9 protein-coding genes, 2 rRNA genes and 1 pseudogene (1 of these 12 only partly in view) are annotated in these 12706 nt (G+C 59.6%); 1 reads left to right on the top strand and 11 read right to left on the bottom strand.

The genetic code is table 11. From position 1 onward, the window contains the following. Positions 1 to 13: 13 nt before the first annotated feature. The 9 genes and pseudogenes from CLU85_RS03820 to CLU85_RS03780 all read right to left on the bottom strand — a co-directional run bounded on the left by CLU85_RS03820 (position 14) and on the right by CLU85_RS03780 (position 8712). A complete protein-coding gene (locus tag CLU85_RS03820; protein ID WP_100409114.1) occupies positions 14 to 682 on the bottom strand; it encodes an SDR family oxidoreductase in 669 nt (222 codons plus the stop codon). A gap of 274 nt (positions 683 to 956) precedes the next feature. Continuing rightward, a pseudogene (locus tag CLU85_RS03815) lies at positions 957 to 1571 on the bottom strand (pyridoxamine 5'-phosphate oxidase family protein); the annotation flags it as partial. A gap of 118 nt (positions 1572 to 1689) precedes the next feature. Continuing rightward, positions 1690 to 2730, bottom strand: coding sequence for a DUF695 domain-containing protein (locus CLU85_RS03810; protein ID WP_100409113.1), 1041 nt, complete (start codon positions 2728 to 2730; stop codon positions 1690 to 1692). 46 nt (positions 2731 to 2776) lie between these two features. Beyond that, positions 2777 to 3970, bottom strand: coding sequence for an acetyl-CoA C-acyltransferase (locus CLU85_RS03805; protein ID WP_100409112.1), 1194 nt, complete (start codon positions 3968 to 3970; stop codon positions 2777 to 2779). Between the two features lie 66 nt (positions 3971 to 4036). Beyond that, on the bottom strand, positions 4037 to 5842 hold the full coding sequence (aceK, locus tag CLU85_RS03800; protein ID WP_100409111.1) for a bifunctional isocitrate dehydrogenase kinase/phosphatase: 1806 nt from the start codon (positions 5840 to 5842) through the stop codon (positions 4037 to 4039). A gap of 39 nt (positions 5843 to 5881) precedes the next feature. Further along, entirely contained in the window at positions 5882 to 6541 is a 660-nt protein-coding gene (gene can / locus CLU85_RS03795) for a carbonate dehydratase (RefSeq protein ID WP_100409110.1), read from the bottom strand. Between the two features lie 40 nt (positions 6542 to 6581). After that, positions 6582 to 7772 (bottom strand): isovaleryl-CoA dehydrogenase, encoded by a 1191-nt coding sequence (locus tag CLU85_RS03790; protein ID WP_100409109.1) that lies wholly within the window; start codon positions 7770 to 7772, stop codon positions 6582 to 6584. A 40-nt stretch (positions 7773 to 7812) separates the two neighbouring features. Continuing rightward, positions 7813 to 8196, bottom strand: coding sequence for a PaaI family thioesterase (locus tag CLU85_RS03785; RefSeq protein WP_369858303.1), 384 nt, complete (start codon positions 8194 to 8196; stop codon positions 7813 to 7815). A 120-nt stretch (positions 8197 to 8316) separates the two neighbouring features. Further along, on the bottom strand, positions 8317 to 8712 hold the full coding sequence (locus CLU85_RS03780) for a MerR family DNA-binding transcriptional regulator (protein ID WP_100409107.1): 396 nt from the start codon (positions 8710 to 8712) through the stop codon (positions 8317 to 8319). 124 nt (positions 8713 to 8836) lie between these two features. Here CLU85_RS03780 and CLU85_RS03775 point away from each other — a divergent pair, with 124 nt between their 5' ends. Continuing rightward, positions 8837 to 9943 carry an MBL fold metallo-hydrolase gene (locus tag CLU85_RS03775; protein WP_100412361.1) on the top strand — a complete coding sequence of 369 codons (1107 nt, stop codon included), beginning with the start codon at positions 8837 to 8839 and terminating at the stop codon, positions 9941 to 9943. Between the two features lie 162 nt (positions 9944 to 10105). Here CLU85_RS03775 and rrf read toward each other — a convergent pair. Both rrf and CLU85_RS03765 read right to left on the bottom strand, forming a co-directional pair. Then, a 5S ribosomal RNA gene (gene rrf / locus CLU85_RS03770) occupies positions 10106 to 10218 on the bottom strand. Positions 10219 to 10357: 139 nt separating this feature from the next. Continuing rightward, positions 10358 to 12706: ribosomal RNA gene (locus CLU85_RS03765) — 23S ribosomal RNA — on the bottom strand (it continues 530 nt past the right edge of the window).

Below are 12706 nucleotides of genomic sequence, written 5' to 3'. Positions count from 1 at the left end.
TCGGTCGAAATAATTACCAATGCGCGGCACGGCGGCCGTCGTGGTGCAACAGGCGGCCCTTGTCGGCGGCGGTCACGCCCGCCACGGTGGCGCGCAGGCCGCGCACGCTGTCCTCCACCGTGAGCGCAGCGCCTTCGCCGCCCATGTCGGTCTGCACCCAGCCGGGGTCGATGGTGATGAGCGTAGCGCCCGGGTAATCGTGCTGGGCCGCCGCCACCGCCATGTTCAGCGCCGCCTTGCTGGTGCGGTACAGCCACGAGCCACTGTTCGGCACGCTGCCGATCTGCGACATGGACGAGGACAAGAAGGCAAAAACGCCCTGCTCGTTGGCCACCAGGGGCGCCACCTGCGGCAGCGTCTGCATGGCGCCCAGCACGTTGGTGTGCATGACCGCGTCAAAGTCCTGCTGCGTGGGCGGCGTGAGCGCGTTGGGGCGGCGGATAACCCCCGCCACATACCAGGCGGTCTCGATCTTTTCGCCGTCGAGTTGCCAGGCCAGCCCGCTCACGCTGGCGGGGTTGGCCACGTCCACGGTCAGTGCCTCGGCGCCCAGGGCCTGAACACGCTCACGGCCCGCGTCGTCGCGCACAGTGGCAATCACACGGCGGCCTGCCTCGGTGTACTGGCGCACCAGCTCCAGTCCGATGCCGCGCGATGCACCAATGACGAGTATGGATTTCATGGGTGAAAATTTGAATGAAATAGGGTTCTAGCGCTTATCCACAAAGCGCTAGCAGCTATTAATTTAGGAATAACCATGCACTTCCCTCTGGGTCTTAAAAGCGCAACGCACCACGCGCAGCCGACGAAACTGGCGTGGCCGAGGCCAGTGCCCTCGCGCAAGGGCCGCCCCGCCGCGCTGGGGGCGTCCCCCTCCCGCATTGCTTAGCAATGCGAGAGAGGGGTGAAGGCGCGAAGCGACTCAGGGGGTGCTCCATCTCAAGCATCCCCAGCTGTTGCTCTTGTGCGAGCTGCGCACGGTAGCGCTGCAGCATCGCCACTTGCGACTCGGGCTCGGTGGCCAGGCCCATCTGGTCGTGGATCATCTGGCCCATGGTGGGCAGCGCCGCGCGGTCCACCTGCGCATCCGCCGACCACAGGCGCGAGCGCATGAAGGCCTTGGAGCAGTGCAGATACGCCTCGGCCACGCGCACTTCGATCACAAGCTTGGGGCGCTGGCGCTCTGCCGTGAAAAAGTCGGTGTACAGCGGCTCATCCCGCAGGCGCGCGGTGCCGTTCACCCGCAGGGTTTCGTCCACGCCCGGGATCATGAACAGCAGGCCAATGCGCGGGTCCTCCAGCAGGTTGCTCAGGGTGTCGAGCCGGTTGTTTCCACTTCCATCAGGCAGCAGCAAGGTGTGGGGGTCGGGCGACTTCACAAACCCCGGCGCGCCGCCACGGGGTGAGGCGTCAAGCAGCGCCCCATGGGCACCCCCGCTGGCCACCACACAGAACGGCGACAGCGCGATGAAACGCTGGCAGTGCACATCCAGCTGGGGCTGTTGTTTGTGCAGGGCCCTTTCGCCAGGGGCTGCATACAGGGTGCGCAGTTGTTCGAGGGTTTCAATCATGGTGTGGTCTGCAGAGATAGCACGGTCAAGCGATAGCGACGATGGAGTTCAGGTGCCACAGTGCGTGATGCCAGACTCTGGGGGTCAGAGCGCGCCGTGCAGAGTGGCCTCAAAACACTCACGGGCAATGCGCAGCAAACTCGAAATAGCCGGCCCACGCAGGATCAAAGCGGGTGGTCAGCTCCAGCGACCCGGCCTCATCGCGTAGCAGCAGGGGCGCCAGCGCTTGTTGGGCCAGTGGCACATCCCCCACGTAATACACGGCTTGGCGGCGCCCGGCGCGTGTCATGGTGTAAGCCATGATGCCCAGTTGCGGCAGCTCCAGCAGGGTGGCCGCCTGGTCTTGCAGGTTCTGCACGGCGGCCAGTTCATCACGGTTGCCCACAGCCAGGTCCAGGGTCAGCGCGTACGTGAGGTCTGCGCGCATGGCCACCGGGTTGGCGCTGCGGTTGATCATGACGATGGCCATGTCCTCCGCACCGCCATCGCCGTCCTGCCCGCCGAACGACAGGGTCATGCCCGACCAGTCGTGTTCTCCATCGGGGAAGTTGCTGGTGCGCCCCAGCGTGTCGATCCAGTAGCGGTCGAACACCTGCGCAAACTCGCTCAAAGGGGTCCACGGGGTCCGGGGGTCTGAGGCGTTCTCCACAAAATCCACCGCCCCCACCTTCACGGCAAAGTCATATTCACCCAGCACATGGTCGAGCATGATGAACGCCATGTTGCACGCGTGGTCCCGGTAGTCCTCGGGGATTTCGCGGCCAAAACGGATCTCCAGTGCGGCTTGCCCGTCGTCTTGCCCGCAGGCGATCAGTACGTCGGAGGTCGCCAGCTCGAATCCGTCCATGCCGATGGGAAAGTCAGGCTGCGTGGTGCGCTCGCGGAAAGCGCGCACCCGATAACCTGGCAATGGGGGTGCGGCAGCCACCATCTGCATCAGCAGCGGAAAGTTCTCAATGCCGCCATGGGCCGTGACGATGAGGTCCAGCAACACGTCGTCTGCGTCGCCGGACATTTCCAACGCCAGGCCCGTCAAGTGGCGCTCGATGACTGCGTTGGCCGCCTCCACCCTCTCTCGCAGCGGCAGGGCCTTGAGCGACGCTTCGGCATCGGAAAATTCGCGCCAGAACGCGGCGATTGCGGAAGGTGGGGAGGTCATCGCTGTCCTTGTGAATTGGCGGCCATCATCCCATCTCCCTCCAGGGTCAGACCAGTTCCAGGGCGACGGCCGTGGCCTCACCGCCGCCGATGCACAGCGTGGCCAGGCCCTTGGTCAGGCCGCGTGCCTTGAGCGCATGGATCAGCGTCACCATGATGCGCGCGCCGCTGGCACCGATGGGGTGACCCAGCGCGCAGGCGCCGCCGTTCACGTTGACCTTGTCGTGCGGCAGGTCGAGCTCTTTCATCAGTGCCATGGGCACCACGGCAAAGGCTTCGTTGATCTCCCACAGCTGCACGTCTTCAGACTTCCATCCCGCCTTGGTCAGTGCCTTTTGCGTGGCACCCAGCGGCGCGGTGGCAAACCATTCGGGCTCTTGCGCGTGGGTGGCATGGCTCACGATGCGGGCCAAGGGTGTGCAACCGAGCTTTTTGGCGGTGGACTCGCGCATCATGACCAGCGCAGCGGCGCCGTCGTTGATGCTGGAGCTGGAGGCCGCCGTGATGGTGCCGTCCTTCTTGAAGGCGGGCTTGAGGGTGGCGATCTTTTCGAGCTTGACCTTGCCTGGGCCTTCATCCACCGAAATCACGGTTTCGCCCGCACGGGTCTTGACAGTGACGGGCACGATCTCGGCCGCAAACGCCCCGGACTCGGTGGCTGCCTTGGCGCGCTGCACGCTGGCGGTGGCAAACGCATCTTGCTGCTCTCGCGTGAACTGGTACTTGGCGGCGCAGTCTTCGCCAAAGGTGCCCATGGAGCGGCCCGCCTCGTACGCGTCTTCCAGGCCGTCGAGCATCATGTGGTCGAAGATACGGTCATGGCCCAGGCGGTAACCACCGCGGCCCTTTTGCAGCAGGTAGGGCGCGTTGGTCATGCTCTCCATGCCACCCGCCACCATCACGTCATGCGTGCCGGCCAGCAGCATGTCATGCGCCATCATCGCGGCCTTCATGCCGGAGCCACACATCTTGCTGAGGGTGACCGCGCCAGCGCCCTTGGGCAGTCCGCCCTTGAAGGCTGCCTGGCGTGCGGGCGCCTGGCCCTGGCCGGCCATCAGGCAGTTGCCGAACAGCACTTCGCCCACGGCATCGGGCGACACACCGGCACGCTCGATGGCCGCCTTGATGGCCGCGCCGCCCAGGTCGTGCGCGGCCAGACTGGAGAAGTCGCCCTGCAGCGAACCCATGGGGGTGCGAGCGGCGCCGACGATGACGATGGGGTCTTGGGGGGATGCGGACATGGTGAAGGTCTCCTGGGAATGGTTCAGATGAAAGGTGGGTGGGTGAAAACGGGGGTTTTGCAGTGGTCAACAGGCCGCAGCGCCGTGTGCAAAGCGCCGGTCCGCGTCGTAGGGGAAAACATCAAACATATGACCCGCCTGGATGCGCTCCTTGTGAGACTGCCAGAACGCGGCGTCGAGCAGGTCGGCGTGGTGCTGCATGAACACCTCGCGCACGGCATCGTTGCCGAGCAGGAACGGGCCAAAGGTTTCAGGGAACACATCGCGCGGACCCACGCTGTACCAGACCTCGCCGCTCATCTCTTCCTCTTCATTGCGCGGCGTGGGCACACGGCGGAAGTTGCAGTCGGTGAGGTACTCGATCTCGTCGTAGTCGTAGAACACGACCTTGCCGTTGCGCGTGACGCCGAAGTTCTTCCAGAGCATGTCGCCGGGGAAGATGTTGGCGGCCACGAGGTCCTTGATGGCGTTGCCATATTCGATGACGCTGTGCTCCATCTGCTGGCGCGCGCGGGGGTCTGACAGGCCGGTGTCGAAGGCCTCCTGCAGGTAGATGTTGAGCGGAATCATGCGCCGCTCGATGTACAGGTGCTTGATGATCACCTCGGTCTGGCCGTCACCGTCGCGGTCACTGATCTCCAGTTGGCTGGGGGCGAACTTTTCGATCTCGGCAATGAGGGCGTCGTCAAAGCGGTCACGCGGGAAGGCGACCTCGCTGTACTCCAGTGTGTCGGCCATTCGGCCCACGCGGTCGTGTTGCTTGACCAGCTGATACTTGGCCTTGATCTGCTCGCGCGTGGTTTCCTTCTGGTGCGGGAAGTAGTCCTTGATGAGCTTGAACACAAACGGAAAGCTCGGCAGGTCAAACACCAGCATCACCATGCCCTTGATGCCGGGGGCGATGCGAAAGTGGTCGCTGGAGTGCTTCAGGTGGTACAGAAAGTCGCGGTAGAACAGCGTCTTGCCCTGTTTGGCCAGGCCCAGCGCGTTGTAGATCTCGGCGCGCGGCTTGCGTGGCATGAGGCTGCGCAGGAACTGCACGTAGGCGCTGGGCACCTCCATGTCCACCATGAAATAGGCGCGCGCAAAGCTGAACAGCATCTGCATGTCGTCTTCGCCAAACAGCGCGGCATCGATGAAAAGCCGGCCGTTGTCGTCGTGCAGGATGGGCAGTGCAAACGGCACCTCATGAAAGCCATTGATGATCTTGCCCACCACATAGGCGCCCTTGTTGCGAAAGAACAAGCTGGTGAGCACCTGCACCTGAAAGTTGGTGCGCAGCCGTACCTTGTCGAGTCGGCTGCGCATGGCCGCCACCACACAGGCCGTGTCGCGCGCCAGGTTGGCAAACTCACGCTGGAGTTGAAAGTTTTCGACGATGCTGTGCACCGTCTCGGGCAGGGTGTCGCGCGTGGGGTAGTAGGCGCGATAGGTGGGACGCGCGGCGGGCTCGTCGTTTTCGATGTACTCCGTGCTCACCGCGGGCCGCACAAAGATGAAGTCGTTGTGGAAATGCGTGCGGTGCAGGATCTTGGTGGTGACCGAGTTGAAAAAGGTCTCGGCCAATTCGGGCTGGTGGTGGTTGACCAGCAGCCCGATGTAGTGCAACTTGACCTGGTGCCAAACGTCCATGGTCTGTGCGCCCGCACTGAATTCCTTCTCCAGTCTGCGCACGCATTCTTTGACGCGCAGGTCATAAAACTCGATGCGTTCACGCTGAGCCCGTTGCTGGCCATGCCAGTCGCCGGTTTCGAAGCGGTGTTTGGCCCGCGCAGACTCGGTGCGGAACAACCGGTAGTGCCGGTTGAAACCGTCCATCATGGCTTTGGCAATGCCGTAGGCCTGGGGCGCGTCAAGCCGTTGCGGGAACATGGAGGGTTCTCAGCCTGAGGGTAGGCAGCCTGTGGCTGACTATTGCCGTTTGACGGCAGCCACACCGGCAATGGCCGCCCTGTACAGCGAGTCCAGCCCTTCGGTGCTGTCCACCGACATGTGCAGGTTGTTGATGAGGCCATCCTTCAACCCGTAGCACCATCCATGCAGAGTGACCTTCTGGCCCCGGCCCCAGGCATCTAGCATCACCGTGGTCTGCGCGATGTTGACCACCTGCTCGATGGCGTTGAGTTCGCACAACACGTCATGGCGCCACTCAGGAGCAACAGAGGCAATCAGGTCGCGGTGGCGATCACGCACGTCCTGCACGTGGCGTATCCAGTTGTCGGCCAGGCCCACACGCATGCCTTCCAATGCGGCCAGCACACCGCCACAGCCATAGTGGCCCACCACCATCAGGTGCTCGACATGCAACTGGTCCACTGCGTACTGGATGGTGGACAGGCAGTTCAAGTCCGTAGGCACCACCACGTTGGCCACGTTGCGGTGCACGAACACCTCACCAGGCTCCAGGCCTGTGATCTGGTTGGCGGGAACCCGGCTGTCGGAGCACCCGATCCACATGTACTTGGGCTTTTGCTGCGCCAGCAGGCTCGTGAAGAAACCGGGGCGCTCGCGTTCCATTTGGGCCGCCCACGCGCGGTTGTGAACAAACAGGTCGTCAATGGATGAAGGCATGTCGTCCTCGGTGTATCAGTGTTGAAAAATGGGTTGTCGATCAGCAAGTCTCGGCAAACAGCTCGCGGCCAATGAGCATGCGGCGGATCTCGCTGGTGCCTGCGCCAATCTCGTAGAGTTTGGCGTCGCGCCACAAGCGGCCCAGGGGGTACTCGTTGATGTAGCCGTTACCGCCGTAGATCTGCACGCCCTCGCCCGCCATCCACGTGGCCTTTTCAGCGGTCCACAGGATCACACTGGCGCAATCCTTGCGCACTTGCCGTACGTGTTCGGTGCCGAGCATGTCGAGGTTCTTGGCCACAGTGTAGGCAAACGAGCGCCCGGCCTGCAGCACGGTGTACATATCGGCCACCTTGCCCTGGATAAGCTGGAACTCACCAATGCTCTGGCCAAACTGCTTGCGGTCGTGGATGTAGGGGATCACGTTATCCATGACCGACTGCATGATGCCCAGAGGGCCGCCCGTGAGTACCGCGCGCTCGTAGTCCAGCCCGCTCATGAGCACCTTGGCGCCCTGGTTCAGACCGCCCAGGATTTGCGAGGCAGGCACTTCGACGTTGTTGAAAACCAGCTCCCCCGTGTGGCTGCCACGCATCCCGAGCTTGTCGAGTTTTTGCGCCACGCTGAAACCTGGCATCCCCTTTTCAATCAGGAACGCCGTCACCCCACGGGCGCCCATCTCGGGCTCTGTCTTGGCATACACCACCAGCGTGTCGGCATCGGGGCCGTTGGTGATCCACATCTTGCTGCCGTTGAGCAGGTAGTAACCGCCTTTGTCTTCGGCCTTGAGTTTCATGCTGATCACGTCGGAGCCCGCGCCAGGCTCGCTCATGGCCAGTGCGCCCACATGCTCACCACTGATGAGCTTTGGCAGGTACTTGGCCTTTTGCGCCTCGCTGCCATTGCGGTTGATCTGGTTCACGCACAGGTTGCTGTGCGCTCCATAGGACAAGCCCACAGAGGCGCTGGCGCGAGAGACTTCCTCCATGGCCACCATGTGGGCCAGGTAGCCCATGGCAGCGCCACCATACTGCTCCGGCACGGTGATGCCCAACACGCCCAAGTCGCCCATCTTGCGCCACAGGTCCATCGGGAACTGGTCATTGCGGTCGATTTCGGCGGCACGCGGGGCAATCTCGGCCTGGGCAAAGTCGCGCACGGCATCGCGTAATGCATCGATGTCTTCGCCGAGTTGAAAGTTCAGGCCGGGAAAGTTGGCGGGAATGCTCATGGTCAATGTCTCCTCTGAATGGGTACAAAAAGGTGGCTTTTCAGCCTTGAATAGCGTCTCGCCCGGTGACGGCCATGAGGGTGCAACCCATAGTGGCCACCAGTTTTTCTTGCTGGTTTTCAATGGCGAAGGCGCGTCCTTCGCATACGGTGATGGTGCGTCCGGGTTTGATGACACGGCCTTCCATGCGAAAACGCTCGCCCTTCGCCGGGGCCAGCAAGTTGATCTTGAATTCAATCGTGAGTACGGCCGCGTCCTGGCCCATCAAGGTGAACCCGGCATACCCACATGCCGAATCCAGTGCGGTCGCCACCATGCCGGCGTGCAAAAACCCATGTTGCTGGGTCAGCCCAGGCGCCCAAGGGAGTTCGATGTCCACCGCACCAGGCGCCACCAATCCCAAGCTGGCACCCAGGGTTTGCATAGCTCCTTGGCGGGAAAAACTGTCCCGCACGCGGTCCGCATAGTCGGCGCAGCGAAGCTCGAAATGGGGCAGGCTCACAGTGGTCTCCTGATTTACGTTTACGTAAACGTCAATTATGAATCATTTTTGTGTTTCCACCTTCAGAAGAAGCGCGCGCGCTTCCTCTTCGTGCTCTTGAACCTCTTCCAGATTCGCCTGCAGGTCGGCCATCTGTTCCTCCAGTTGCTTGCGATGCACTACGAGCACATCGAGAAACTTGCGCAACTGCACCCCGGTGTCTCGCGGGCTGTCGTAGAGGTCGATGATCTCCTTGGCCTCTGTCAGAGACAGGCCCAGGCGCTTGGCACGGAGCGTGAGGCGCAGTCGGGTGCGATCGCGGGCACTGTAGACGCGGCTTCTACCGGCAGGGCCGGTTCGCTCCGGCTGCAGCAAACCCATGTCTTCGTAAAATCGGATCGCCCGGGTAGTGAGATCAAACTCTTTGGCGAGGTCGCTGATGGTGTAGGTGTTGGCCATGGTGGTGTTGGGCGCGGCAGGGTCAGCTTCGCATAGGAGACAGCCCTGCAACTGCCTGTCCCTACAATGCATCAATTGCATGACGTTTACGTTAACGTCAATGCTAACCCATCACGCCACCGCTATGAATGCACTTGAACACCAGATCCACTATCCACTTGCCGATGCTCTGCCGACCGAAGGCGTAGCGATGGAAATCGCACCAGGCATTAAGTGGGTTCGAATGGGACTGCCGTTTGCACTCAACCACATCAACCTGTGGCTGCTGCGCGACCGGCAACCAAATGCCAGCGGTGCTCTAGTGGATGGATGGACGGTAGTGGACTGCTGCATCGACAGCGCGGGGACGCGGGCACAGTGGGAGCAGATTTTTCTCAGCAGCCTGGAAGGGCTTCCCATTTTGCGGGTGATCGTGACCCACATGCACCCAGATCACATCGGTCTGGCACATTGGTTATGCGAGCGTTGGCAAGTGCTTTTATGGATCAGCGCCACCGATTACAACGTCGCCAGGACCGCTGCTTATGATCGCAATGGATTCGGCGGTGAGGCCAGCGCCGACTTCTACGTACTGCACGGCATGCAGGATGAGGCATTTCTCCGGCATGTTCGGGAGCGCGTGTCGTACTTTCCCACGCTGGTGCCGGCCTTGCCGTCCAGCTTTCGCCGCCTTATGGATGCCGACGTCATCGACATTGGCGGAAAAGCTTGGCAATGTATCGGCGGCTATGGGCATGCGCCGGAGCACATCGCGCTGCATTGCCAAGAATTGGCCATCCTCATCAGCGGGGACATGGTCTTGCCCCGCATTTCTACCAACATCAGCGTTCATGCGGCGGAGCCAGAGTCCAACCCCTTACAACTCTTTTTAACGTCACTGCTTCGTTACCTTGCGCTCCCGCCTGCCACCCTCGTGTTGCCGTCTCACGGCAAACCTTTCCAGGGGCTGCACGAACGCATTCAGCAGTTGCAAGATCATCACAGGGATCGGCTAGAGGAAATCCTTGAAGCCGCGCACGAGGCCTCACTGTCCGCCGCCGACGTGCTGCCCATCATGTTCAAACGCACACTGGATTCTCACCAGATGACTTTTGCCATGGGCGAAGCACTGGCCCATCTACACTGGCTGTGGTTCGACAAGCAGTTGCAGCGAGAGCTAGATGGAGCGGGCGTCCATCGGTTTCAACTCTGGCAGGAGGATAGGCTGTTGTCTGAGCAACAGCGCGCCTAAGTGCGGCTGCGGGCGGCGGCTTGCTCGAACATAGTCACACAGAAGGACTATGTGCCCATAGTTTTAGCCAGACCATGGAGGTGCTGCATTACTAAATTTCCCTATCCCCAAACGCAAAACCCCCCAGTCCTTTGGAGACTGAGGGGGTTTGGGGCTATAAGAGCCTGACGATGACCTACTTTCACACGGGAACCCGCACTATCATCGGCGCAAAGTCGTTTCACTGTCCTGTTCGGGATGGGAAGGAGTGGTACCAACTTGCTATGGTCATCAGGCATAACTTGGAGTCGTCCTGCTCTTGGAGCAAGACAACGAATTCATAGAGTGGAATCAGATTTTATGTGTTTTGACTGCGTCAACTTGGCATAACAATCTTTGAGCTTTCACGCACAGCGTGTTGGCTATCAAAGTTATAGGGTCAAGCCTCACGAGCAATTAGTATCAGTTAGCTTAACGCATTACTGCGCTTCCACACCTGACCTATCAACGTCCTGGTCTTGAACGACTCTTTAGGGGGCTCAAGGCCCCGGCAGATCTCATCTTGAAACGAGTTTCCCGCTTAGATGCTTTCAGCGGTTATCTCTTCCACACTTAGCTACTCGGCAATGCCACTGGCGTGACAACCGATACACCAGAGGTGTGTCCACTCCGGTCCTCTCGTACTAGGAGCAGGCTTCCTCAAATCTGCAGCGCCCACGGAAGATAGGGACCAAACTGTCTCACGACGTTTTAAACCCAGCTCACGTACCTCTTTAAATGGCGAACAGCCATACCCTTGGGACCGGCTACAGCCCCAGGATGAGATGAGCCGACATCGAGGTGCCAAACACCGCCGTCGATATGAACTCTTGGGCGGTATCAGCCTGTTATCCCCAGAGTACCTTTTATCCGTTGAGCGATGGCCCTTCCATACAGAACCACCGGATCACTATGTCCTGCTTTCGCATCTGCTCGACTTGTCAGTCTCGCAGTTAAGCACGCTTATGCCATTGCACTATCGTCACGATGTCCGACCGTAACTAGCGTACCTTCGAACTCCTCCGTTACGCTTTGGGAGGAGACCGCCCCAGTCAAACTGCCTACCATGCACTGTCCCCGATCCAGATAATGGACCTAGGTTAGAACCTCAAACACACCAGGGTGGTATTTCAACGTTGGCTCCATGACATCTAGCGACATCACTTCAAAGCCTCCCACCTATCCTACACAGATCTGTTCAAAGTCCAATACAAAGCTACAGTAAAGGTTCATGGGGTCTTTCCGTCTTTCCGCGGGGAGATTGCATCATCACAAACATTTCAACTTCGCTGAGTCTCAGGAGGAGACAGTGTGGCCATCGTTACGCCATTCGTGCAGGTCGGAACTTACCCGACAAGGAATTTCGCTACCTTAGGACCGTTATAGTTACGGCCGCCGTTTACTGGGACTTCAATCAAGAGCTTGCACCCCATCATTTAATCTTCCAGCACCGGGCAGGCGTCACACCCTATACGTCCACTTTCGTGTTTGCAGAGTGCTGTGTTTTTATTAAACAGTCGCAGCCACCGATTTTTTGCAACCCCGTTGGGCTCGCCTTGTACAGGTTCACCTACTTGGGGCATACCTTCTCCCGAAGTTACGGTATCAATTTGCCGAGTTCCTTCTCCTGAGTTCTCTCAAGCGCCTTAGAATACTCATCTCGCGCACCAGTGTCGGTTTGCGGTACGGTCGTCAATAGCTGAAGCTTAGTGGCTTTTCCTGGAAGCAGGGTATCACTCACTTCGTCTGCAAGCAGACTCGTTATCACCCCTCATCTAAGCCCGGCGGATTTGCCTACCGAGCACGACTACAGGCTTGAACCAACATATCCAACAGTTGGCTGAGCTAACCTTCTCCGTCCCCACATCGCACTATTGATCGGTACAGGAATATTGACCTGTTTCCCATCAGCTACGCATCTCTGCCTCGCCTTAGGGGCCGACTCACTCTACGCCGATGAACGTTGCGTAGAAAACCTTGCGCTTACGGCGAGGGGGCTTTTCACCCCCTTTAACGCTACTCATGTCAGCATTCGCACTTCTGATACCTCCAGCATCCGTTACCAGACACCTTCACAGGCCTACAGAACGCTCTCCTACCACTTGCAATAAATTGCAAATCCGCAGCTTCGGTAACTGGCTTAGCCCCGTTACATCTTCCGCGCAGGACGACTCGATCAGTGAGCTATTACGCTTTCTTTAAATGATGGCTGCTTCTAAGCCAACATCCTGACTGTTTTAGCCTTCCCACTTCGTTTCCCACTTAGCCAATTTTAGGGACCTTAGCTGGCGGTCTGGGTTGTTTCCCTCTTGAGTCCGGACGTTAGCACCCGGTGCTCTGTCTCCCAAGCTGTACTCGTCGGTATTCGGAGTTTGCATAGGTTTGGTAAGTCGCCATGACCCCCTAGCCTAAACAGTGCTCTACCCCCGACGGTAATACTTGAGGCACTACCTAAATAGTTTTCGGAGAGAACCAGCTATTTCCAAGTTTGTTTAGCCTTTCACCCCTATCCACAGCTCATCCCCTAGTTTTGCAACACTAGTGGGTTCGGACCTCCAGTACCTGTTACGGCACCTTCATCCTGGCCATGGATAGATCACTTGGTTTCGGGTCTACACCCAGCGACTGATTCGCCCTATTCGGACTCGATTTCTCTACGGCTTCCCTATTCGGTTAACCTTGCCACTGAATGTAAGTCGCTGACCCATTATACAAAAGGTACGCAGTCACCCTTGCGGGCTCCTA

The sequence above is a fragment of the Acidovorax sp. 69 genome (assembly GCF_002797445.1).
GTDB lineage: Bacteria > Pseudomonadota > Gammaproteobacteria > Burkholderiales > Burkholderiaceae_C > Acidovorax.
This window is presented reverse-complemented; position numbering and strand designations above follow the sequence as displayed.

What these genes read in the sequence shown, in the direction of transcription:
- CLU85_RS03820 (WP_100409114.1), bottom strand. Translation starts at nt 682, where the DNA reads ATGAAATCCATACTCGTCATTGGTGCATCGCGCGGCATCGGACTGGAG.
- CLU85_RS03810 (WP_100409113.1), bottom strand. Translation starts at nt 2,730, where the DNA reads ATGACCTCCCCACCTTCCGCAATCGCCGCGTTCTGGCGCGAATTTTCC.
- CLU85_RS03805 (WP_100409112.1), bottom strand. Translation starts at nt 3,970, where the DNA reads ATGTCCGCATCCCCCCAAGACCCCATCGTCATCGTCGGCGCCGCTCGC.
- aceK (WP_100409111.1), bottom strand. Translation starts at nt 5,842, where the DNA reads ATGTTCCCGCAACGGCTTGACGCGCCCCAGGCCTACGGCATTGCCAAA.
- can (WP_100409110.1), bottom strand. Translation starts at nt 6,541, where the DNA reads ATGCCTTCATCCATTGACGACCTGTTTGTTCACAACCGCGCGTGGGCG.
- CLU85_RS03790 (WP_100409109.1), bottom strand. Translation starts at nt 7,772, where the DNA reads ATGAGCATTCCCGCCAACTTTCCCGGCCTGAACTTTCAACTCGGCGAA.
- CLU85_RS03785 (WP_369858303.1), bottom strand. Translation starts at nt 8,196, where the DNA reads ATGCAAACCCTGGGTGCCAGCTTGGGATTGGTGGCGCCTGGTGCGGTG.
- CLU85_RS03780 (WP_100409107.1), bottom strand. Translation starts at nt 8,712, where the DNA reads ATGGCCAACACCTACACCATCAGCGACCTCGCCAAAGAGTTTGATCTC.
- CLU85_RS03775 (WP_100412361.1), top strand. Translation starts at nt 8,837, where the DNA reads ATGAATGCACTTGAACACCAGATCCACTATCCACTTGCCGATGCTCTG.